We start from the raw sequence: 21,700 nt of genomic DNA on the forward strand, positions 1-21,700 counted from the left end.
GGAACCTTAGTTAATTGAATTCTGTCAACGCCTGGCCATCGCCAGGACCTGGAACATCAAGCCGACGGCGATACCGGCCAACAGCGCCAATGCAGGCAGCTTGAAGACCAGGAACCCCACCAGCAGGACGCCGAAAACGACTACCCACTTCGCCACGATCGCAATGATCAGCCGTGCCATTGCCGACCCCGCAGCCAGGGCACCCCCGCCCAGCGCCATCCGTGCCGCGACCCAGCCACCGGCCGAGATCGCCACGCCGGATGCCAGGGCACCGAGCGCGTACTTCGGCCCTACCAGCAGGAAGGCCAGGGCCAGGACAGCCACTGCGGCCAGCGGGTAGACCGCGGCGCGCAGCATCAGTCGCCGACCCGCTTCAACGGAGTTCAGCACAGGACGTCCCGCGTGGTTGCAAGTGGAGGGTTGAGGCGGCTACAGCAGGGGGGCCTCATCGAGCCGCCAAATTATAGCAATGGGACAATTTGCGAGACAACCGCTGCCTGTTCATCCCGGAAGGGCGCAAGTTGCGGTAACGGTTACATTTTTGCGTGCCGCCCAAGGGACAATGACGTCCACATGATGCTGCAGTGCAGCGTATTGAACTTTGGTCGCACGCCTGGGAACTTTCCGCGACCTTGCCGGTCCGACCTTCCGACCTGCCTGCAGCAACCTCGTCGACGCTTCGCCCCGCAGGTCCACGATGGCCCCGAAGCCCGGCTCCGGGGCCATCCTTTTTCATGGTCGTGACAGCGCTGAACCGTGCACACGCCATCGACCATACGTTCACGCATGGTGGACGAGCGCGTCCTGCACAGTGGGCTTCATTCTGATGAACCACTGCAAGGACTCTTCGATGCGCTCCGTCCCCACCCTGCTCGCCCTCTCCCTGCTTGCCGCCGGCGCATCGTTCGCCAGCGCCGCCCATGCCGCCGAAGGCGATGACCGTTTCGCCCTGCGCCTGGGTGCGATGAACATCGATTCGGACAACACGCTGCGCGGCAACACCACTGTCGCCGGCCAGGACGTCGGTTTCTCGGAAGATTTCAAGCTCGGCGGCAAGGAATGGGAACCGCGGGTAGACGGTATGTTCCGCCTCAGCGACCGCCAGCGCTTCCTGTTCAACTACTTCAAGTACGACAAGGACCGGCGCGAGACGCTGGGCCAGGACATCTCCTTCGGCGGCGTCAACGTGCCGGCTGACAGCTTCGTCAAGGCCGAGCTGAAGTACCAGGTGGCCAGCCTGGTCTACGACTACTCCGTTGTCGACACCGACACCTTCGATCTGGGCCTGCAGCTGGGTGCGGAGTACGCCAAGGTCAGCACCAAGGGCTATGCGGACCTGGGCACCGTGTATGAAGGCCAGTTCCTGGACGAGAAGACCGACGGTGTGGCACCGGTGGTCGGTGCACGCCTGAGCTTCACCCCGTCCGAGAAGTGGATGATCACCCTGCAGGGTCAGTACCTCAACACCCGCTGGGGCAGCTTCGACGACTACAAGGGTGACCTGAGCCGCGCCAATGCCATCGTCGATTACCGCCTGACCAAGAACTTCGGCCTGTTCGCCGGCTACGACTGGTTCAAGCTGGATGCGGACAAGAAGGGCAGCGACGGCACCATCGGTCTGAAGCAGGAATTCAAGGGCCCGGTGGCCGGCGTCAGCTTCGTGTTCTGATTCCTGCCCCTTCCATCGCACTCTCTCCTGGCGCGGCCTCCGGAACATCGGGGGCCGCGTTTTTTTGTGCTGCTTTGTCCTGCCGGGGTAAAAGCGGCATGGTCGAAGCGCTGGAGGGAGAGGGGGCTGCATGCGAATGTCCCCCGGCGCCGACCTGCGGCCGTCACCTCCTCCTTTACTTCGCACGCAGCCCCCTCTCCCTCCGCGTGTCAGGCCTCCACGCGTCTGATGAAGTGGCGCTGTGGCTGGACCGTCCGCAAGTCGAGCCGCTGCGTGAGTGGCAGGCGTTTGGACAAAGTAAAGGAGGAGGCGACCGCCGCAGGCGGACGGCGGGGGACATGTGTCGAAAGGCCTGCCGCCTGCGCAGAGGCCCGGAAGCTCGCGATCACATAGGCCGCACTCGCAGGATCGCTGGCGCGCTGGAGGGAGAGGGAGCTGCATGCGAATGTCCCCCGGCGCCAGCCTGCGGCCGTCACCTCCTCCTTTACTTCGCACGCAGCCCCCTCTCCCTCCGAGTGTCAGGCCTCCACGCGTCTGTTGAAGTGGCTCTGCGGCTGGACCCTCCGCAAGCCGAGCCGCTGCGTGAGTGGCAGGCGTTTGGACAAAGTAAAGGAGGAGGCGACCGTCGCAGGCGGACGACGGGGGACATGTGTCCAAATGCCTGCCGCCTGCGCAGAGGCCCGGAAGCTCGCGATCACATAGGCCGCACTCGCAGGATCGCTGGCGCGCTGGAGGGAGAGGGAGCTGCATGCGAATGTCCCCCGTCGCCGGCCTGCGGCCGTCACCTCCTCCTTTACTTCGCACGCAGCCCCCTCTCCCTCCGCGTGTCAGGCCTCCACGCGTCTGTTGAACTGGCTCTGCTGGAGCGTCCGTACACCGAGCCGCTGCGTGGGTGGCAGGCGTTTGGACACAGTAAAGGAGGAGGCGACCGCCGCAGGCGGGCGACGGGGGACATGTGTCCAAATGCCTGCCACCCGCGCAGCGGCCCGGAAGCTCGCGACCACAGTCACCGAAGCCACAGAAGCCACCAACAAAAAACCCGGCTTTCGCCGGGCTTTCCGTTTCACCGGGCATGGCCCGGCGCAAGCGCCTTACTTCTTCTTCGGCATGTACAGATCGGTGATCGTGCCGTCGTAGATTTCCGAAGCCATCGCCACCGATTCACTCAGCGTCGGATGGGCATGGATGGTGTGGCCGATGTCTTCGGCTTCCGCGCCCATCTCGATGGCCAGACCGATCTCGGCCAGCAGGTCACCGGCATGCACACCGACGATCGCGCCCCCGATGATGCGGTGGGTCTCTTCGTCGAAGATCAGCTTGGTGAAGCCCTCGGTGCGACCGATGCCGATCGCGCGGCCACTGGCCGCCCACGGGAACTTGGCCACGCCGACCTTCAGGCCCTTGGCCTTGGCCTCGGTCTCGGTCACGCCCACCCAGGCGATCTCCGGATTGGTGTAGGCCACCGACGGAATCACGCGGCCCACCCACTCCTTCTTGTGGCCGGCCGCCACTTCAGCCGCCAGCTTGCCCTCGTGCGTGGCCTTGTGGGCCAGCATCGGGTTGCCGACGATGTCACCAATGGCGAAGATGTGCGGCACGTTGGTACGCATCTGCCGGTCAACCGGGATGAAGCCACGCTCGGTGACCTGCACGCCGGCCTTCTCGGCATCGATCTTCTTGCCATTCGGCGAACGGCCCACGGCGACCAGCACGCGATCGAAGGTCCCCTGCGCCAGCGCCGGCGACTGCCCTTCCTCGGCCGCCTCGAAGGTCACGGTGATGCCCTTGGCATCGGCGGTGACGCCCGACGCCTTGGTCTTCAGGTGAACGTCGATGCCCTGCTTCTTCAGGCGGTCGGCCAGCGGCTTGACCAGGTCCTTGTCGGCGCCCGGCATCAGCTGGTCCATGAATTCGACCACGGTAACCTTGCTGCCCAGCGCACCGTACACGGTCGCCATTTCCAGGCCGATGATGCCGCCACCGACAACCAGCAGCGAACCCGGCACTTCGGCCAGCTCCAGCGCGTCGGTGGAATCCATCACACGCTTGTCGTCCCACGGGAAGTTCGGCAGCTTCACCGCCTGCGAACCGGCGGCGATGATGCACTTCTGGAAGCGCAGCAGCTGCGTGCTGCCGTCAGCGGCGGTGATCTCCAGCTCGTTGGCCGACAGGAACCGACCGACACCCTGCACGTTGCGCACCTTGCGCTGCTTGGCCATGCCGGCCAGACCCTTGGTCAGCTGGTTGACGACCTTTTCCTTGTACTGGCGCAGCTTGTCCAGCGTGATCGTCGGCTTGCCGAACTCCACGCCGAAATCGCCGGCATGGGCGACTTCATCGATGACCGCCGCCGCATGCAGCAGCGCCTTGGACGGAATGCAGCCGACGTTGAGGCAGACGCCGCCGAGGCTGGCGTAGCGCTCGACCAGTACCGTATCCAGACCGACATCGGCTGCGCGGAACGCGGCGGTGTAGCCGCCCGGGCCGGAGCCCAGCACGACCATCTCGCATTCGATGTCGGCCGGCTTGCCGCTGGCCAGTGCCGGCTTCGGTGCGGCCGGTTCGGCCGGCGCGCGATGCGACGGGGTGACCGGCGGCTTGCTGGCCGGGGCGGCGGCCGCCGGCGCAGGTGCGGCCGCCTTGGCCGGGGCCTCGGCGGCTCCTTCGGTGTCCAGCACCACGACCACGGCACCCTCGGACAGCGTATCGCCGAGCTTGACCTTCAGCTCCTTGACCACACCGGCGGCCGAGGACGGCACTTCCAGCGTGGCCTTGTCCGACTCCAGGGTCACCAGGCCCTGGTCCTTCTTCACCGTGTCGCCGACGGCGACCAACACTTCGATCACCGGCACATCGCTGTAATCGCCGATGTCGGGAACCTTGACTTCAATCGTGGCCATGGTGGTTTTCCTCATGCCCGGCCGGGCTGGCCGGCGGGCTGTCACTGCATCTGTTCACGCGGCCGCGCCAGGGGGCAGCGGCCGCACGGTGGGGGCGAAGCGGTGCCTTACAGCAGCACGCGACGCATGTCGGCCAGTACCTGCGACAGGTACGTGGTGAAGCGTGCGGCCAGGGCGCCATCGATGACGCGGTGGTCGTAGCTCAGCGACAGCGGCAGCAGCAGCTTCGGTGCGAATTCCTTGCCATTCCAGACCGGCTGGATGGAGGACTTGGACACGCCCAGGATGGCCACTTCCGGCGCATTGACGATCGGGGTGAACGCGGTGCCACCAATCCCGCCCAGCGAGCTGATCGAGAAGCAGCCGCCACTCATGTCGGCCGGGCCCAGCTTGCCGTCGCGCGCCTTCTTGGCCAGCTCGCCGGTTTCCTGTGCGATCTGCACCACGCCCTTCTTGTCGACGTCGCGGATCACCGGCACGACCAGGCCGTTCGGCGTATCGGCAGCGAACCCGATGTTGAAGTACTTCTTCAGGGTCAGGTTCTCGCCGCTGGCGTCCAGCGAGGCGTTGAACTCCGGGAACTTCTTCAGCGCCGCGGCGCTGGCCTTGATCAGGAAGGCGAGCATGGTCAGCTTGATGCCGGCCTTCTCGTTCTCCTTGTTCAGTGCCACGCGCAGTGCTTCCAGATCGGTGATGTCGGCCTGGTCGAACTGGGTGACGTGCGGAATCATCGCCCAGTTGCGGGCCAGGTTCGCGCCGGAGATCTTCTTGATGCGCGACAGCGGCTGCACTTCGGTCTCGCCGAACTTGCTGAAATCGACCTTCGGCCACGGCAGCAGGTTCAGCCCACCGCCTGCGGCGGCAGCGGTGCCGCCCGCGGCCGGAACGCCACCACTGAGCGCGGCCTTGACGAATTTCTGCACGTCACCCTTGGTGATGCGCCCGCCCTTCTCGGTACCGCTGATCTGCAGCAGGTCCACGCCCAGCTCGCGGGCGAACACGCGCACCGCCGGGGTGGCATACGGCACCTTGGCCGGCAGCACGCCATCGGCGTTGAACTGTACGGGCGGGCTGGACGGAGCGCCGGCCGACGCGATCTCACGAGCCGCCAGCTTGTCCGGCTGGGCGGGCACAGCGACCGGCTCGACCTTGGTGGCGGTCTCGGCAGCGGCCGGGGCCGCCGCAGCCGCTTCGCGGGTCGGCGCCGGCGCAGCAGCACCCTCGGCTTCGATGATGGCCACCACATTGCCCTGCGACAGGGTGTCCCCCACCTTGACCTTCAGTTCCTTGACCACACCGGCCACCGAGGACGGCACTTCCATGGTCGCCTTGTCGCTTTCCAGCGTGACCAGGCCCTGATCCTTCTTGACGGTGTCGCCCACGGCGACCAGCACTTCGATGACCGGGATGTCGGTGTAATCGCCGATGTCCGGCACCCGGGCTTCAACCGCACCGCCACCGGCAGCCGGGGCGGCCGGCGCGGCAGCCGCCGGGGCCGGGGCGCTCTGGGTGGCAGCCGCCGGGGCAGCGGCCTTGGCCGGGGCCGGGGCCGGAGCGGCCGGCGCTGCGGCCTCGTCTGCCGCCACTTCGATCAGCGCCACGACCTTGCCCTCGGACAGGGTGTCACCCACCTTGACCTTGATCTCCTTGACCACACCGGCCACCGAAGACGGCACTTCCATGGTCGCCTTGTCGCTTTCCAGCGTCACCAGGCCCTGGTCCTTCCTGACCGTATCGCCAACGGCGACAAGCACCTCGATTACCGGGATATCGCTGTAGTCACCGATATCGGGGACAAGTGCTTCCTTGATTTCGGCCATGGGGATAACTCCGGCAATCTGGTGTAGGGAAACGTCTATTGTGCGGCCAGCGGGGGCCAGCGCCAACCGTTACAGGTGTTTTCAGTACGCACGCAGCCGGGACACGCTGTTGCCCATGGGGCGCAGGCACCTCCAGTGGGTAGCGTATTGTCCGCACGATGTCCGCTTCATGTCGCCAGTGCATCGGCCACCGGCTGCCAGGCCTGACGCAGGCGCTGCAGCGACCAGGCCGCATTGGCCGGGCTGGTCGAGGGCAGCGCCAGCACACGCGGTGGCTCCCCCAGGACAGGCAGCACCCAGCGCTGGAATGCCTGCATCGACGCAGCACCATTGCAGCCGATCAGCTGCAGCTCAGGCAGCAGGGCGATCAGTTCCGGCAGCGCGTTGGCCACTTCCGTGCCACGCACGATGTCCGCATCCAGGCTGCCCCGGCGCTCGCATCGGCCGATCACATCCCACACCCCGACACCGGCGGCGTTCAGGGCGCGCATGCGTTGCGGATAGGGCAAACCAGCGTCAAAGCCGCAGATATCGGACATGAGCGGCCAGAAACGATTGCGTGGATGCGCGTAGTACTGGCCAGCGTGCAGCGACGCAGCACCCGGCATCGAACCAAGCAGCAACACGCGCGATCGCGTGTTCACCTGCGCGGGCAGGCCGGTGCAGAGCGTTGGCGCGCTCACGGTTTGTGCAACTGCATGAACATTCCTCCAGAGCAAAAACCCCATGAAAACAGGCTTTTCGAACTCATCGCTGAACAGAGCGAACTATTTTTTAACGCGCGTCGGATTCGATTCATGTTGAGGCGACTACGGTGTGCTCGCCCCGCAACCGGGGGCCCAAAAACAAGAAACATTAGGAGATACCCCCATGCGCTCCATCCGTATCCTGAGTCTCGCCCTGCTGACCTCCGCCGCCTTCGCGCCGGCCGCTTTCGCCCAGGACAGCAGCACCACCGACACCGCCTCGGGCAAGCATTTTGCCGTGGTTGGCGGCGTCACGCTGCTGCAGCCGAAGAATGATCCGATCACCGGCGTCAAGAAGCTCGATGGCGGCCCGGCGCCGACCGTCAGCTTCAGCTACTACGTCAACGACAACTGGGCCGTTGAGCTGTGGGGCGCTGCCGACAAGTTCGATCACCGCGTCAAGGGTCCGGGCAACACCCGCCTGGGCAGCGTCGAGCAGCAGCCGGTCGCACTGAGCGGCCAGTACCACTTCGGCCAGGCCGACAACGTGTTCCGTCCGTTCGTGGGCGTGGGCTACTTCCAGTCGGCCTTCAGCAACGAATCGCTGGCTGACGGCAGCAGCTCCGACATCCGCCTGAAGGATGCCAAGGGCGTGATCGGCACCGTCGGCGTCGACATGAACATCAACTCCACCTGGTTCGCCCGTGCTGATGCCCGCTACATGCGCGCCCGCCCGGACGTGAAGGTGGGTGGCGAGAAGATCGGCGAAGCCAAGCTGGATCCGTGGACTGTCGGCGTGGGTATCGGCGCCCGCTTCTAAGCACCGCCTGCTTCACTGTCTGTACGCGACGGGCCCTTCGGGGCCCGTCGTCGTTTCCGTCACCCGCGTTCTGTGTAGAGTCGGGCCGTGCTCGACTGCTTTTCTCCGGACGTCGAGCAGGGCTTGACTCTGCAAAGGACGGAAGGCCGGTGATCGTGATGGACAACGTCGACCTGCTGGTGATCGGAGGTGGCATCAACGGCGCCGGCATCGCGCGCGATGCCGCAGGCCGCGGCCTGCGCGTGCTGCTCTGCGAGCAGCACGATCTTGCGTCACATACCTCCAGCGCCAGCAGCAAGCTGGTCCATGGCGGGCTGCGCTACCTGGAACAGGGCGAGTTCGGCCTGGTGCGCAAGGCGCTCGGCGAACGCGATGTGCTCCGCAGGCAGGCGCCCTGCCTGGTCCGGCCGCTGCGCTTCGTGCTGCCCTGGGAACCCCACCTGCGGCCACGCTGGATGCTGCGGCTCGGCCTGTGGCTGTATGACCACCTCGGCCATCGCGGCGCAGCGTTTCCGGCTTCGCGCGCACTGCACCTGCCACACGACCCGTTGGGCACGTGGCTGTCGCCATCGTTGCACCAGGCCTTCAGCTATGCCGACGCGCAGGTGGACGATGCACGCCTGGTCCTGCTCAACGCGCTGGATGCCGCGCAACGCGGTGCCCGTGTGCAGGTCCGCAGCCGCTGCGTCGAACTGCACGGCGAGCAGGGCCACTGGCGGGCGGTACTGGTCGATGCAGCGGGACAGCAGCAGACGGTGCATGCACATGCCGTGGCCAACGCGGCCGGTCCCTGGGCCGGAGGCCTGCTGCAACGCATGCAGGCGCGCAGCGGCACACCGGCCCTGCGCCTGGTGCAGGGCAGCCACATCGTGCTGCGCCGGCCCTGGCCCGATGACAGCGCCTGCCTGCTGCAGCAGCCCGACGGACGGGTCGTATTCCTGCTGCCCTTCACCCACGACCACCTGCTGGTGGGTACCACCGACACCGACTATCAGGGCGATCCGGCGCGCTGCCACGTGCTGCCTTCGGAAGTGACATACCTGTGCGAGGCAGCCAACCGCTATCTGCGCCAGCCGATCACGGCGACGGAGGTGGTCTGGCAGTTTGCCGGCGTGCGCCCGCTGCTGGCCGACCCGGATCCGCGCGCGGCACGACTCAGCCGCGACTATCGCCTGCAGTTGCAGGTGCAGGGCGCGCCCGCCGTGCACGTGCTGGGGGGGAAGCTGACCACCTACCGCGTTCTGGCCGAAGAAGCGCTGGATCTGCTGCGGCCCCACCTGCCGCAGATGGGGCCGGCATGGACGGCAGCCGGGACGCCGCTGCCGGGCAGCGACTGGGGCGATGCCGTGCAGGCACGCTCTCACCTGCGGAGACTCGCACCGTGGTTGCCTGAGGACACTACGCGGCGCTGGGCCGAGGCCTATGGCAGCCGCAGCACCGAGCTGCTGCACGGGGTGCAGGGCATGGACGATCTCGGCGAACACTTCGGCGGTGGGCTGCACGCCCATGAGGTCGTGTTCCTGCGCGATCACGAATGGGCGCATACCGCCGAGGACATACTGTGGCGGCGGAGCAAGCTGGGACTGCGGCTGGACACCGCACAGGTGGCACGCCTGCAGGACTGGTTGGAGGAACAGCAGCACCAGGCCATGCCCGGCCGATCGCGGTGACACCCGGCATGGCCCGTCGCTGCCGATGCAGTAGGATTTCCCCATCTCTACCGGAGACGCCGCATGACGCCCCGCTACGTGCTGGCCATCGATCAGGGCACCACCAGTTCGCGCGCGATCCTGTTCGATCACGCCGGCGACATCGTCGGCAGCGCGCAACGTGAGTTCGCCCAGATTTTCCCGCAGCCCGGTTGGGTGGAACATGACCCGCGCGAGATCCTCACCAGCGTCTACGCCACGCTGACCGAGCTGCTCAGCCGCGAACAGATCGACCCGCGCCACATCGCCGCACTGGGCATCACCAACCAGCGCGAGACCACCGTGGTCTGGGAACGCGCCACGGGCCAGCCGATCCACAACGCCATCGTCTGGCAGTCCCGGCAAAGCCAGGCCATCTGCGAGCGGTTGCGCTCGCAGGGGCACGAAGCGCTGATCCGTGAACGCACCGGCCTGCTGATCGATGCCTACTTCTCGGCCACCAAGGTGCGCTGGATCCTCGATCACGTGGAAGGCGCACAACAGCGCGCGGAGCGTGGCGAACTGCTGTTCGGCACCATCGACAGCTGGCTGGTCTGGAATCTCAGTGGCGGCCAGGCACACGTGACGGACTACAGCAACGCCGCACGCACGCTGCTGTTCAACATCCACACCCTGGACTGGGACGACGAGCTGCTCGCGCTGCTGGACATTCCGCGCGCCATGCTGCCGCAGGTGCGTGACTCCAGCGCGGTGTACGCGCACACCCGGCCGCAGTTCTTCTTCGACCACCCGATTCCGATCGCCGGTATCGCTGGCGACCAGCAGGCCGCGCTGTTCGGCCAGGCCTGCTTCCAGCCGGGCATGGTGAAGAACACCTACGGCACCGGCTGCTTCATGCTGATGCACACCGGAGCGCAGGCCGTGCGTTCGCACAATGGCCTGCTGACCACCATCGCCTGGGGCCTGGACGGGCGCGTGGAGTACGCACTGGAGGGGTCGATCTTCATCGCCGGCTCGGTGGTGCAGTGGCTGCGCGACGGCCTGCGCATGATCGATCGGGCCAGCGACAGCCAGGCGCTGGCCGCGAAGGTCGGCGACAGCGCTGGCGTCTATCTGGTGCCGGCGTTCGTGGGCCTGGGTGCGCCTTACTGGCGCAGCGACGTGCGTGGAGCGATGTTCGGCCTGACCCGGGGCACCAGCAGGTCGCACTTCGTGCGTGCAGCATTGGAAGCAATGGCTTACCAGACCCGCGATGTACTCGATGCCATGCAGTCCGATGCAGGTATCGGCCTGAGCGAGCTGCGTGCCGACGGCGGCGCGATCGGCAACGACTTCCTTGCCAGCTTCCAGGCCGACATTCTGGGCGTTCCGCTGCTGCGGCCACGGCTGACCGAGACCACGGCGCTGGGCGCGGCCTACCTGGCCGGGCTGGCGGTGGGATTCTGGGAAAGCCGCGAACAGATCGCCGCGCAATGGGGACTGGACCGCCGTTTCGAGCCGCAGATGCCGGCATCACGGCGCGAGACGCTGTATGCCGGGTGGCAGCAGGCGGTCGCCGCCACCCTGGCCTTCGTCGATTGAGGGCGGCAGCACCGGGCCATGCCCGGCAAATCAATCCCCAATCCGCCGGGCATGGACCGGCGCTACCCCAACATCAGAACGCCGGCAGCACGGCACCCTTGTACTTGGTCTCGATGAACGCCTTCACCTGTGCGCTGGTGAGCGCCTTGGCCAGCTTCTGCACGCGCGCATCATCCTTGTTGTCGGGCCGGGCCACCAGGAAGTTCACGTACGGCGAGTCCTTGCTCTCGATCGCCAGCGCATCCCGGGTCGGGTTCAGACCCGCATCCAATGCATAGTTGGTGTTGATCAGGGCCAGGTCCACCTGATCCAGTACGCGGGGCAGCATCGCCGAATCCAGCTCGCGGAACTTCAGCTGCTTCGGATTGGAGACGATGTCGCGCTGGGTTGCCAGCGCATTGGTCGGATCCTTCAGCTCGATCACACCGGCCTTGTGCAGCAGGATCAGCGCCCGGCTGTTGTTGCTCGGATCGTTCGGGATGACCACATCCGCGCCTTCGCGCAGTTCGGCCAGCGACTTGATCTTGCGCGAGTATGCGCCGAACGGCTCGATGTGCACGCCGATCACCGTCACCAGATCGGTCTTGCGGTCGCGGTTGTAGGCGTCCAGGTACGGCTCGGTCTGGAAGTAGTTCACGTCCACCTGCTTCTGCACCAGCTGGTCGTTGGGCTGCACGTAGTCGTTGAACACGCGCACGTCCAGTTCCACGCCTTCCTGCTTGAGGATCGGCTTGACCACCTCGAGGATTTCGGCGTGCGGCACGGCCGTGGCGGCCACCACCAGCTTCTGCGAAGGCTCGCCGGACTTGCCGCAGGCGGTCAGGGCCAGCGCAGCGGCGAGCAGGGGCAGCAACAGGGTCTTCTTCATGGGCGGAATGATTCTCGGGGGGAGGTCAGGATCTATCGTAGTTGCTCAGGGCCAGCTCGAGCAGTGCCTTGGCCTGCTCGCGCAGCATCGTCGGTTCGACGATCTCGGCATCCGAGCCGTAATGCAGCACATCCATCAGCAGTTCGCGTGACACGCTGTAAGGCACTTTCAGTTCATAGCGGCCGTCGGCCAGGAAACGGCCCTGCTGCTTGGAATGCCAGTGCTCATCGGCGACCCAGCGCGCAGCCTTGGCGCTGAACAGGATGGTGGCCCAGCCCTTCGGCGCACCGGAGAAAATGCCGTAGCTGGCACCCAGCTGCTCGTCCAGTTCGCTGTCGGCCACGTCACGGGCCGTGTGGTCGATCACCCGCGCCTTGTGGATCCGGTCCACCGCGAAGCTGCGGAGGGCCTCGCGGTCGTGGTCCCACGCATCGAGGTACCAGTTGTCGCGGTAGTGGGTCAGGCGCTGCGGCGAAACAGTGCGCTTGGTCGGTTCGTCGGTGGAACGGGCGCGGTACTCGAAGCCCAGCTGGCGCCGCTCGAGCACGGCCGAAGCCACGCTGCGGAAGCTGCCTTCGTCGAATTTGCGGCCGCGATGCGGAATGACCCGCACCCGGTCCACCGGCCAGCTGGAGACCCCCGCCTGCGCGGCCAGCAGGCTTTCGATGCGCTGCTGCAGCGGTGCCAGCACCGAAGACAGCACGCCCCCGCCGGTACGGGCCAGCAGGTGCTGCGATGCCAGCAGGGCATGCAGCTCCTCCGAGCTGAGCCAGAGGCCGGGCAGTTCGAAGCGGTCGCTTTCGTCGGCGTGATAGCGGAAGCCGGCCTCGCCATCGCCCTCGATCGGCGCCATCAGCGCGTCGCGCAGGAACGCCAGGTCGCGGTAGACGGTGGCACGGGAACAACCGAGCTTGTCCTGCAGGGTCGCCACCGTCACCGGATAGCGCGCGGACTTGAGCAGACGATGCAGGGCGGTGATGCGTTCGTATCGGTCCATGCCCCCGATTATGTCCGAGTCGCGGGTCTTGTGTGGGGGGTTTGGGCTATCGTGGGCGCCCCGCCCTCTGCGAAAGCCCTCCCATGCGCCGGTTGCCCGCCCTGCCCCTGCTGGCCTGCCTGCTGCTGGCTGCCTGTGGTCGCCCCCCAGCGCCGTCCGGCGGCGACGCGGTCGTTCCGCAGGCCGACCCGGCGCAGGCGGTACTGGCCGCCAGCCAACGGTTCGCCGCCCTGCGCAGCTTCCACGCGGAACTGGAAGTGCTGGGTACGCCACAGCCGGTCCGCAGTGCGATGGACTTCGTGGCCCCGGACCGATTCCGGGTACAGACGGCGGCCGGTGCACAGACCATCATCGGTGACACGATGTTCCTGCAGGCCGACGGGGCCATCCGCCAGGTGCCGACGCCGCCCGGTCTGCTCGAGCAATGGCGGACGCCGCTGCCGGCCGACGTCGCGCCCGCGGCGCTGCAGGCCGAGGATCTGGGCAGCCAGACGCTGGACGGGGTCCAGACCCGCCGCTACCGGCTGCGTGGCGCCGGCCCCGGCGAGCGCCTGGAGTACTGGGTGGATGGGCAGGGCCTGCCACGCCAGATCGTGCGCAGCGGCAGCAGCAACGGCAAGGTGTTCCAGCTGCGCCTGCGCTATTCGCGCTTCAACGACCCCTCCCTCCGCATCGAGCTGCCCTGAATGGGGAGCGGTGACAACGCCTGCTGAAGCGGCCAGCGCCATGGGGCGGACGGCCATCACGCTTCCAGTATCATCACGGGTTGTTAACCGCTTCGGAGAAGCCTCGATGTCCCTGCGCGTGTCCCTGCTGATTCCCCTGCTGCTCTGCGCCCCGCTGGCGTACGCGCAGGATGCATCCGAACTGGCGGCGATGTCCTCGCCCTGGAGCGGCAGCGGCGGCGAGCTCGGCTTCGCCTCGGCACGCGGCAACAGCAGCACCGAGAGCTTCAACGGCCGCCTGCGCCTGCGCTACACCGACGGTGACTGGGTGCACAGCATGGACCTGTTCGGCCTGCGTTCCAGCTCCAAGGTGACCGAGACCAACGACGACGGCACCACCACCCGCCGCAACAACACCACCGCCAACCGCTACACCGGCAGCGCCGGCAGCGCGCTGCAGCTGGGCGAGCACCGCCAGCTGACCGCCACGGTGCGTACCGAGCGCGATGACTTCGCCACCTACGACCGCCAGAGCTCGTTCGGTCTGGGTTACGGCACCCGTCTGTGGAGTACCGAGCGCTTCTATTTCGATGCCCAGGTCGGCCCCGGTGTGCGCCGCACCCACAGCACCGAGGATGATCGCACCCGTACCGGGCTGATCGGTCGTGGCCTGTTCGACATGAAGTACTCGCTTACCGAGAACACCGATCTGGTCAACACGCTGCTGGTCGAATCGGGGTCGTACAACACCTTCGGCCAGAACGATTTCGGCCTGTCGGTGAGCATGAATGAACACCTGGCCTTGAAGGCCGGCTGGCAGGCCCGCTACAACAGCGACGTCGCGGTGGACAAGCGCAAGACCGATACGCTGACCACCATGAACGTGGTCTACAAGTTCAAATAAGCGAAACGGGCGCCTGGCGCCCGTTTTCGTTTCTGTTCCGCAGCGCCTGGCCGAGGGAATCGGCCGGGTCAGGCGTTCAGCAGCTCACCCGCCCCGCCATCGAGCAGCCTCTGCGCCACGCGCTGGCCCAGCGCGTCCGGGTCGCTGGCCGGGCCCACGCCTTCGGCGCGCACCGCACGGCCATCGCTGGCGCTGCCGACCAGCCCCTGCAGGTGCAGGTCCTGCCCCTGCCACTGCGCGATCGCCGCCACCGGCACATGGCAGCTGCCATGCAGCGCGCGGTTCATTGCCCGCTCCGCTTCCACGCAGGCGCGTGTCGCGGCGTCATCGAGCGCAGCGAACAAGGCCATCAGCGGCGCATTGCTGCCGTCGCACTCCACGGCCACGGCGCCCTGCGCCGGCGCCGGCAGCCAGTGCGGCGGCTGCAGGCGCAGCACGATCCGATCGCCCAGTCCCAGGCGCTCCAGCCCGGCGACGGCCAGCACGATGGCGTCGTAGCCCCCGTTGTCGAGCTTGGCCAGGCGCGTATTGACGTTGCCACGCAGGTCCAGCAGTTCCAGGTCCGGGCGCAGCGCACGCAGCTGGGCCTGGCGGCGCAGCGAGGACGTGCCGACGCGCGCGCCGATGGGCAACGCATCAAGCGAGGCATAGAGGTTGGAGACGAAGCCGTCGGCCGGGTCATGACGGGGCAGCATGGCCGGCAGCACGAACGGCGCATCCAGTTCCATCGGCACATCCTTCAGCGAATGCACGGCGCAGTCGGCGTCGCCGCGCAGGATGGCCAGCTCCAGTTCCTTCAGGAACAGGCCCTTGCCACCGATGGCGGCCAGCGAGCGGTCGAGCACTTCATCGCCGCGCGTGCTCATCGGGACCAGCTCCACGTGCAGGCCGGGATGGGCCTGGCGGAGGCGGTCGGCGACGTGTTCGCTCTGCCAGAGGGCGAGCGGGCTCTTGCGGGTGGCGATGCGGACGGTTTCCATCCGGTCATTATCGCGCCTTCGGCGCGGATACGGCCAACGGCGGAGCCCCTCATGGCTGGCTGGGGACAAGGCTGAAGCAACAGCCGTGCTTGGCCGGGCGGGATGGGCTGCGCAGGGGCCGCTGCAAGTACGTCCATGTAAGCTCGGTCGCCGCATCCATGCGGCTCACGCCCCTGCGCAACCCACCCCGCCCGGCCTCTGACAGTTTCCGTGTGCGCCAGCCACGGAAGATCAAAAGAAAGAAGCAGAAGCAACAGCCAGCGGCTCTCGGGGTCAGACCCCTCTCTCCCATCCGATATCACCAACGCTTTTGCCGTCCGTCACCGGGAAATTCGCGAGGGTGAGTCGGGATGGGCGGGCGGGACCGTTGGCGCCATGGATGGCGCCATCGAGCCCCCATGGATGGGTTTACGGCGTGTCTCGCCCGCCCATCCCGACTCACCCAACACGCAACAACTCAGAGCCGAACACAACCTGCAGTTGCTGTTGCTGTTGCTCTTGCTTCAGACGTTGCCCGCAAGCAGTCGCGGCCGCAGGCCGCGCCGGACACTCACAGATGCCGCAGTTCCTGCTTCAGCGTCGCCACACAGCGGCGGCTGACCTCCAGCGGCTGCTTGCCATGCCGGAGCACCGCCTGCACCTGCCCGCCCACGCCACGACGCAGTTCCACCAGTTCGTGCCGCGCCACCAGACAGTTGCGGTGGATGCGCACGAAGCGGCTGGCGAATTCCTCCTCCAGCGACTTCAGCGACTCCTCGATCAGGTCCTCACCACGCGCGTGGTGCACCACCACGTACTTTTCCTCGGCCTGCAGGTAATGGATGTCATCCAGTGGAATCAGCCGCAGGCTGCCCCGCAGCCGGGCGCACAGCATGCTGCGTGCCTGTTGCCCCGCGTCGTGCTGTGGCTGCCCCCCGCGCCCGGCCAGAAAGGTCCGCGCGCGCGCGATGGCCGCTGCCAGCCGCTCGGCACGCACCGGCTTCATCAGGTAGTCGATGGCCGCCGCTTCGAATGCCGACAAGGCATGCGCGTCGTAGGCCGTACAGAACACCACCGCCGGGCGTGGCTCGAAGCTGGCCAGGTGACGGGCCGCTTCCAGCCCATCCAGTCCGGGCATCGCGATGTCCAGCAGCACCAGGTCCGGCTGCAGTTCCGCGCAGGCGTGCAGGGCCTGCTCGCCGTTACCGGCCTCGGCCACCACGTCCACCCCCTCCTGCGCCGCCAGCAGGCTGCGCAGGCGCTCGCGCGCCAGCGGTTCATCATCGGCGATGACTACCCTCACGATCGTTCCCTCACTGGATCGGCACCGTCACCTGGCAGGCATAGTAGCCCTCGCTCCAGCCGGCCGTCATCCGTGCGGCACTGCCGAAGCGCCACGCCAGGCGATGACCGATGCTGTGCTGGGCATGCCCGGCGCCGCGTGCCAGGGCCAGCCCCGGCGTCTGTGGATCGGGAGCGGGATTGCGTACGCGGATGTGCAGCTCGTTGCCTTCGCGCGCCACGTGCAGCTCGACGGTGCCACCTTCCGGCAACCGCGAAATGCCATGCAGCACCGCGTTTTCCACCAGTGGCTGCAACACCAGCCGCGGCAGCGGCTGCTCCCACGGCAGCGGCTCGTCACGCTGCCAATGCACCTGCAGGCGCTCTCCCAGGCGCAGCGACTCGATCGACAGGTAACGCTCGGCCAGCTCGCATTCGGCCTGCAGGGTGGAATCTCCATCGCCCGCCCCCAGCGCCGCGCGGAACAGATCGGACAGGTCCAGCACGGCGCGTTCGGCCACCGCCGGATCACGATGCAGCAGACTGGCGATCAGATTCATGCTGTTGAACAGGAAATGCGGACGGATCCGGGCCTGCAGTGCATCGGCCTGTGCACGTGCGTTGGCCTGCACCTGCGCGGCCCAGCGGTCGCTCACGTAGAAGTAGCGCAGGGCCAGCGCGCTGATCAGTGCGCTGGTGGCCGCACTGCCAAGGGTGAAGCGCCAGAAGCTGATGCCACGGGCGAAGCTGTCGCCCAGCACTGCATACAGCGCGTGGATGATGCCCGCGCAGACCACGGCGATCAGCGCCGCCAGTGCGATCGCCGCAGCGGCGCCCAGCAGCGGTGGCAGCCTCGACAGCGCCTGCCGCAGCATGCACAGGCTGGCGGTCACCGCCAGCGCCAGCCAGAGTGCGAAACCGCTGGCCGAAAGCAGCTCGCCCACCGTCCAGTGACGGCTGCCATCGGGGGCCAGGGCCAGCAGCACCACCACCAGCTCGGCCAGGCCGAGCATCGCCGCCAGCCGCCGCAGGCGGCACAGTTCCGGCATCCAGGGAGGCGTGCTGGCCGGTGACATGGGTCAGGCGACGCCCAGGCGTTCCTGCAGCCAGTCACCCAGGGCATCGATCTCCTCGGCACAGACCTGGTGCGCCATCGGGTAGCTGTGCCACTGCACCTGCAGGCCCAACGCGCGCAGCGCCTGCGCGCTGTGTGCGGCTACCGCCTGCGGAATGACCGGGTCGCCGCTGCCGTGGGCCATGAACACCGGCACGTCCACTGCGGTAGCCACGCGCTCGGCGCTGTCCGCGTCGGGCAGGTAGGTGGACAGCGCGATCAGCCCGGCCAGCGGCGCCGTGCGCGACAGCGCGGCGGTAAGAATGATCGCGCCCCCCTGCGAGAAGCCGGCCAGGAAGATCTGCTCCGGCGTGATGCCCCGCTCGATCTCGCGGGCGATCAGGGCCTCTACCTGGGCCACCGATTCGCGCACGCCGGCCATGTCGGCGCGGGAACGGAAATCCATGCCGACGATGTCGTACCAGCCGCGCATCGGCACGCCGTTGTTGATCGTGATCGGCCGCACCGGGGCGTGCGGGAACACGAAGCGCAGCGCCGGCCAGTGCGGACGCACCAGCTCCGGAACGATCGGGGCGAAGTCATGGCCATCGGCGCCGAGGCCGTGCAGCCAGATCACCGACCACTGCGGCGAGGCGCCGGTTTCCTGTTCCACCGTTTGCAGCATGTTGCGGCTCCTTCAGATGCGAGCCGCATTATGCCGCCGGTGTGGGGCGATCAGTACAGCGGTGGCTGTTCGGCCGCTTCCCGGCGCAGCTGCGCGGCGCGTACCAGCACCGGCGGCGGAATGTTCTCCTCGGGGATGTCGAGCAGGCCCAGCCGGTGCAGGAACGCACCGGGACCGCGCGACGAGGTCAGTGCGACCACCGGGATGGCCAGCACCATGCCGATCACCACCGGCGCCATCCATGCCGCCAGCGACGGCGAGACCAGCCAGGCCAGCACGCCCATGAAGGCGCCGAACAGGCCCAGGCCGCCGTAACCGCGCACCAGCGCCATCCAGGAAATGCCACCGTCGTCGCGCTGCTGGGCGTCCCACCCCGAGTCGCGTCCGGACAGCACTTCGGCCACGCCGCGGGACTGCACATACATGACCACCGGCGCCATCAGTGCCGCCAGCACGGTCTCCACCAGCATCGACACGAAGGCACGGAACGCACCGCCGCAGCCACGACGATCCACCGGGTCCAGCAGCATCGCCAGGTAGCCCAGCACCTTGGGCATCAGCAGTACCGCCATGGTGGCGGCGAACAGGCGCACCACCTGCTGCTCGTCCTGCGCGCGCCAGTACACGCCGGGCGCCAGGTGCAGCACGGCATTGAAGTCGATGCCTTCCTGGAACAGCGGGATGGCGATGCCGATCAGCATCAGCATCGCCCACATGGGCGCAGTGAAGTAATGGCCGATGCCGATCAGCATGTGCATGCGGCTGATCCAGTGCAGGCCGCGGCTGCCGACCACCTTGCCGTGCTGCAGGTTGCCCTGGCACCAGCGGCGGTCGCGCACCAGCAGGTCGGTCAGGGTCGGCGGGCCTTCCTCATAGCTGCCCCCCAGGTACGGCACCATGTGCGCGGCCCAGCCGCCACGCCGCATCAGCGCGGCTTCGACGAAGTCGTGGCTGAGCACGTGGCCGCCGAACGGCTTGCGCCCAGGCAGCGATGGCAGGCCGGCATGGTCGGCGAAGGCACGGGTGCGGATGATGGCGTTGTGGCCCCAGTAGTTGCTTTCAGCGCCGTGCCACCAGGCCACGCCCCGGGCGATCACCGGCCCGTAGACGCGGCCACCGAACTGCTGCATGCGGGCGAACAGGGTGCGTCCGCCGATCACCGACGGCAGGGTCTGGATCAGGCCGACGTCAGCGTTGTGTTCCATGCCGGCCACCAGGCGCACGATGCTGTCGCCGGTCATCAGGCTGTCGGCGTCCAGGATCAGCATCTGCGGGTAGGCCCCGCCGAAACGGCGCACCCAGTCGGCGATGTTGCCCGCCTTGCGGCCGCTGTTGTCGCCACGACGGCGGTAGAACAGCCGCATGCGGCCGTCGGGCACCTGCTCGCGGAGCTCGGCGAAGACCTGCTCTTCGGCCCGCGCGATATCGTCACGGCGGGTGTCACTGAGCACGAAGAAGTCGAAACGCTCCAGCTGGCCGGTGGCCGCCACCGATTCGTAGATCGCACGCAGGCCGGCCAGCAGCCGGCGCGGATCCTCGTTGTAGGTCGGCATCAGCAGCGCCGTGCGGCTGTGCACGGTGGGCAGCGGCTTGTCCGGATCAATGCCCAGGCGATAGCCACGGTCGAACACGGCGGTGAGGAAGCCTGCCACCGCGCTGGCGAACGACAGCGCGATCCAGGCGAACAGGCCCACGAACAGCACCAGCAGGCAGGCTTCGAGCACGCTGATGCCGTTGACCGACAACACCCGCCACATCATCCGGGTGGCCGCTGCGGTCATCACCAGCGTGCCGCCCAGGATGTACAGCCGACGCAGGCCGATCAGGCGTGGCGAGGTGCGGTGCCGGCGCACCCTGAGCTGCCCTTCGCGCAGGGTCTGCTCGGGCATCGGCAAAGGCACTTCGGCAGGCAGCAGCGCCCAGCCGGCGTCAGGCCCGGCCGATTCCGCCTCCGCATGGATGGTCTGCACCCCCATCGGCGCCTACTCCGCGCAGTCGGCATGGCCGGCCGTCCGGGCCAGGCTGCATGCACGAAGGTTCCCGGCGCGCCTTCCCGGCGCCCGCACTTGTCCTGGCTGCGTCGGCCTGAGGCCGCGCAGTCGCTGTCTGTCACTACCGGAACCCACACGATCTCCAACGGGGCGGAATCGAAAATGCGGCCCAGTCTAGGCCGCTACATGTAAGCCGGGTGCGAAGGCCTACGCCGGGATTTCTCCCCATTCAGCAAACAGCAGGCGAGGCTGCCGACGGCCTGCCGGATCGACCGCAATTGGATCGAGCAAAACGGGCGGCGGCACATCCCTCGGCGGTCGCGCTGGCGGCGGGGCCAACGCGATTGATCGTACTTCAGCAGCGCGCGTTACTCGTCCTGCAGGACGACGCCGGCCGCGTCCTGCAGGGCAGCGGTGCGCGCACGGTCCATCGCCACCGCCAGTTGCTGGCGGGCGAGCAGTTGTTGGGCCTGCACCACTTCGGGTGTGGGCAGAAGCACCGGTCCCGGTGCGTTTTCTGGTGTAGCGGGTGTGGTCATGCAACCTCCGTGGACATCCCCGCTGCCGCGCGGGTCCAACCGGGCGGCAGCGGAACTGCGCACCCTATCCTAAAAACAAGGCGGATGGGTGACGTGCAAGCCGGTGAGGCCTGCGCCTGCAAAGGACATGTGTCACGTTCCAGGCACGCAGCGCTGGATCCTGAATAGGCATTTCCGGTAGCATGAAAACGTTTTCTCACAGGGACGTTCCTCCCATGAATACCGTCGACCTCACCCACTTCAGCCCCAAGTGGCAATTCCGCTTCAACTTCTACCGCCAGCACGGCGCGCCCAAGGAGCCCGGCTTCAAGCAGGCCTGGCGGGCCCTGTCCTTCGGCGACCGCCTGAAGATCAACCTGAACATCTTTGCCCTGTTCTTCGGCCCCATCTACCTGCTGATCCTGGGCATGTGGCGCAAGGCGCTGGTGGTGATCGGCATCGCCATCGCCCTGGCGGCCATCACGATGTTCCTGCCCGACATCGTCGGCCGCGCGGTGTTCATCGCCTTCAATGTCCTGGTCGCCTCCAGCACCAACTACAGCTATTACCTGGAGAAGGTGGAAGGCCGGATCCGCTGGAACCCGTTTGAAGGAATGTTCTGAGCCACTCAGACCTGCGCACGGACGCGCGGC

At 67.3% G+C, this 21,700-nt stretch carries 19 protein-coding genes; 7 read left to right on the plus strand and 12 right to left on the minus strand.

Going from position 1 to position 21,700, the window contains the following annotated elements; genetic code table 11:
- Window positions 1-24: 24 nt before the first annotated feature.
- The gene (locus ACX9OW_RS12650) at window positions 25-390 is read right to left on the minus strand and encodes a hypothetical protein (protein WP_180876808.1); all 366 of its coding nucleotides are present in this window, start codon (window positions 388-390) and stop codon (window positions 25-27) included.
- A gap of 460 nt (window positions 391-850) precedes the next feature.
- Here ACX9OW_RS12650 and ACX9OW_RS12655 point away from each other — a divergent pair, with 460 nt between their 5' ends.
- Window positions 851-1,669, plus strand: a complete 819-nt coding sequence (locus ACX9OW_RS12655; protein WP_053518741.1) for a hypothetical protein — start codon at window positions 851-853, stop codon at window positions 1,667-1,669.
- Between the two features lie 1,091 nt (window positions 1,670-2,760).
- Here the strand turns inward: ACX9OW_RS12655 and lpdA are convergent.
- The 3 genes from lpdA to ACX9OW_RS12670 all read right to left on the minus strand — a co-directional run bounded on the left by lpdA (window position 2,761) and on the right by ACX9OW_RS12670 (window position 7,072).
- Window positions 2,761-4,569: a dihydrolipoyl dehydrogenase gene (lpdA, locus tag ACX9OW_RS12660; protein WP_459062341.1), complete on the minus strand. Its 1,809-nt coding sequence runs from the start codon at window positions 4,567-4,569 to the stop codon at window positions 2,761-2,763.
- Window positions 4,570-4,676: 107 nt separating this feature from the next.
- On the minus strand, window positions 4,677-6,389 hold the full coding sequence (gene aceF, locus ACX9OW_RS12665; protein ID WP_193396447.1) for a dihydrolipoyllysine-residue acetyltransferase: 1,713 nt from the start codon (window positions 6,387-6,389) through the stop codon (window positions 4,677-4,679).
- Window positions 6,390-6,556: 167 nt separating this feature from the next.
- The gene (locus ACX9OW_RS12670; RefSeq protein ID WP_262101438.1) at window positions 6,557-7,072 is read right to left on the minus strand and encodes a DNA-deoxyinosine glycosylase; all 516 of its coding nucleotides are present in this window, start codon (window positions 7,070-7,072) and stop codon (window positions 6,557-6,559) included.
- A 187-nt stretch (window positions 7,073-7,259) separates the two neighbouring features.
- On the opposite strand from ACX9OW_RS12670, the gene ACX9OW_RS12675 reads away from it, so the two are divergent.
- The 3 genes from ACX9OW_RS12675 to glpK all read left to right on the plus strand — a co-directional run bounded on the left by ACX9OW_RS12675 (window position 7,260) and on the right by glpK (window position 11,125).
- Window positions 7,260-7,895 (plus strand): OmpW/AlkL family protein, encoded by a 636-nt coding sequence (locus ACX9OW_RS12675; protein WP_053520322.1) that lies wholly within the window; start codon window positions 7,260-7,262, stop codon window positions 7,893-7,895.
- Window positions 7,896-8,053: 158 nt separating this feature from the next.
- Window positions 8,054-9,565, plus strand: a complete 1,512-nt coding sequence (gene glpD / locus ACX9OW_RS12680) for a glycerol-3-phosphate dehydrogenase (protein ID WP_459062342.1) — start codon at window positions 8,054-8,056, stop codon at window positions 9,563-9,565.
- Window positions 9,566-9,628: 63 nt separating this feature from the next.
- On the plus strand, window positions 9,629-11,125 hold the full coding sequence (glpK, locus tag ACX9OW_RS12685; RefSeq protein ID WP_459062343.1) for a glycerol kinase GlpK: 1,497 nt from the start codon (window positions 9,629-9,631) through the stop codon (window positions 11,123-11,125).
- A 73-nt stretch (window positions 11,126-11,198) separates the two neighbouring features.
- On the opposite strand, the gene ACX9OW_RS12690 is transcribed toward glpK, so the two are convergent.
- Together ACX9OW_RS12690 and ACX9OW_RS12695 are read right to left on the minus strand one after the other, a co-directional pair.
- Window positions 11,199-11,993 (minus strand): MetQ/NlpA family ABC transporter substrate-binding protein, encoded by a 795-nt coding sequence (locus ACX9OW_RS12690; RefSeq protein WP_065175202.1) that lies wholly within the window; start codon window positions 11,991-11,993, stop codon window positions 11,199-11,201.
- Between the two features lie 25 nt (window positions 11,994-12,018).
- The gene (locus ACX9OW_RS12695; RefSeq protein ID WP_053520325.1) at window positions 12,019-12,990 is read right to left on the minus strand and encodes a helix-turn-helix transcriptional regulator; all 972 of its coding nucleotides are present in this window, start codon (window positions 12,988-12,990) and stop codon (window positions 12,019-12,021) included.
- 83 nt (window positions 12,991-13,073) lie between these two features.
- Between ACX9OW_RS12695 and ACX9OW_RS12700 the strand changes: the two genes are divergently transcribed.
- Window positions 13,074-13,676, plus strand: a complete 603-nt coding sequence (locus ACX9OW_RS12700) for a LolA family protein (RefSeq protein ID WP_065175203.1) — start codon at window positions 13,074-13,076, stop codon at window positions 13,674-13,676.
- A gap of 106 nt (window positions 13,677-13,782) precedes the next feature.
- Window positions 13,783-14,559: a DUF481 domain-containing protein gene (locus ACX9OW_RS12705; RefSeq protein ID WP_065175204.1), complete on the plus strand. Its 777-nt coding sequence runs from the start codon at window positions 13,783-13,785 to the stop codon at window positions 14,557-14,559.
- Window positions 14,560-14,627: 68 nt separating this feature from the next.
- Here ACX9OW_RS12705 and hemC read toward each other — a convergent pair whose 3' ends face one another.
- The 6 genes from hemC to ACX9OW_RS12735 all read right to left on the minus strand — a co-directional run bounded on the left by hemC (window position 14,628) and on the right by ACX9OW_RS12735 (window position 21,068).
- On the minus strand, window positions 14,628-15,539 hold the full coding sequence (hemC, locus tag ACX9OW_RS12710; RefSeq protein ID WP_053520328.1) for a hydroxymethylbilane synthase: 912 nt from the start codon (window positions 15,537-15,539) through the stop codon (window positions 14,628-14,630).
- A 550-nt stretch (window positions 15,540-16,089) separates the two neighbouring features.
- Window positions 16,090-16,821, minus strand: a complete 732-nt coding sequence (locus tag ACX9OW_RS12715; RefSeq protein WP_053517196.1) for a LytR/AlgR family response regulator transcription factor — start codon at window positions 16,819-16,821, stop codon at window positions 16,090-16,092.
- Window positions 16,822-16,831: 10 nt separating this feature from the next.
- Window positions 16,832-17,875: a sensor histidine kinase gene (locus tag ACX9OW_RS12720; protein WP_065174485.1), complete on the minus strand. Its 1,044-nt coding sequence runs from the start codon at window positions 17,873-17,875 to the stop codon at window positions 16,832-16,834.
- A gap of 3 nt (window positions 17,876-17,878) precedes the next feature.
- Window positions 17,879-18,538, minus strand: coding sequence for an alpha/beta hydrolase (locus ACX9OW_RS12725; protein ID WP_065174484.1), 660 nt, complete (start codon window positions 18,536-18,538; stop codon window positions 17,879-17,881).
- 50 nt (window positions 18,539-18,588) lie between these two features.
- Complete coding sequence (mdoH, locus tag ACX9OW_RS12730; RefSeq protein WP_459062344.1) at window positions 18,589-20,514, minus strand: glucans biosynthesis glucosyltransferase MdoH; 1,926 nt, start codon at window positions 20,512-20,514, stop codon at window positions 18,589-18,591.
- Between the two features lie 383 nt (window positions 20,515-20,897).
- A complete protein-coding gene (locus ACX9OW_RS12735; protein ID WP_164972337.1) occupies window positions 20,898-21,068 on the minus strand; it encodes a hypothetical protein in 171 nt (56 codons plus the stop codon).
- 215 nt (window positions 21,069-21,283) lie between these two features.
- On the opposite strand from ACX9OW_RS12735, the gene ACX9OW_RS12740 reads away from it, so the two are divergent.
- Window positions 21,284-21,670 carry a DUF2628 domain-containing protein gene (locus ACX9OW_RS12740; RefSeq protein ID WP_065174483.1) on the plus strand — a complete coding sequence of 129 codons (387 nt, stop codon included), beginning with the start codon at window positions 21,284-21,286 and terminating at the stop codon, window positions 21,668-21,670.
- Window positions 21,671-21,700: the final 30 nt, after the last annotated feature.

This window comes from Stenotrophomonas genospecies 5 (assembly GCF_054473825.1).

Coding starts and splice junctions, on each gene's coding strand:
- ACX9OW_RS12655 (WP_053518741.1), top strand. CDS start 851: ATGCGCTCCGTCCCCACCCTGCTCGCCCTCTCCCTGCTTGCCGCCGGC.
- lpdA (WP_459062341.1), bottom strand. CDS start 4,569: ATGGCCACGATTGAAGTCAAGGTTCCCGACATCGGCGATTACAGCGAT.
- aceF (WP_193396447.1), bottom strand. CDS start 6,389: ATGGCCGAAATCAAGGAAGCACTTGTCCCCGATATCGGTGACTACAGC.
- ACX9OW_RS12675 (WP_053520322.1), top strand. CDS start 7,260: ATGCGCTCCATCCGTATCCTGAGTCTCGCCCTGCTGACCTCCGCCGCC.
- glpD (WP_459062342.1), top strand. CDS start 8,054: ATGGACAACGTCGACCTGCTGGTGATCGGAGGTGGCATCAACGGCGCC.
- glpK (WP_459062343.1), top strand. CDS start 9,629: ATGACGCCCCGCTACGTGCTGGCCATCGATCAGGGCACCACCAGTTCG.
- ACX9OW_RS12690 (WP_065175202.1), bottom strand. CDS start 11,993: ATGAAGAAGACCCTGTTGCTGCCCCTGCTCGCCGCTGCGCTGGCCCTG.
- ACX9OW_RS12695 (WP_053520325.1), bottom strand. CDS start 12,990: ATGGACCGATACGAACGCATCACCGCCCTGCATCGTCTGCTCAAGTCC.
- ACX9OW_RS12700 (WP_065175203.1), top strand. CDS start 13,074: ATGCGCCGGTTGCCCGCCCTGCCCCTGCTGGCCTGCCTGCTGCTGGCT.
- ACX9OW_RS12705 (WP_065175204.1), top strand. CDS start 13,783: ATGTCCCTGCGCGTGTCCCTGCTGATTCCCCTGCTGCTCTGCGCCCCG.
- hemC (WP_053520328.1), bottom strand. CDS start 15,539: ATGGAAACCGTCCGCATCGCCACCCGCAAGAGCCCGCTCGCCCTCTGG.
- ACX9OW_RS12720 (WP_065174485.1), bottom strand. CDS start 17,875: ATGTCACCGGCCAGCACGCCTCCCTGGATGCCGGAACTGTGCCGCCTG.
- ACX9OW_RS12725 (WP_065174484.1), bottom strand. CDS start 18,538: ATGCTGCAAACGGTGGAACAGGAAACCGGCGCCTCGCCGCAGTGGTCG.
- mdoH (WP_459062344.1), bottom strand. CDS start 20,514: ATGGGGGTGCAGACCATCCATGCGGAGGCGGAATCGGCCGGGCCTGAC.
- ACX9OW_RS12735 (WP_164972337.1), bottom strand. CDS start 21,068: ATGACCACACCCGCTACACCAGAAAACGCACCGGGACCGGTGCTTCTG.
- ACX9OW_RS12740 (WP_065174483.1), top strand. CDS start 21,284: ATGAATACCGTCGACCTCACCCACTTCAGCCCCAAGTGGCAATTCCGC.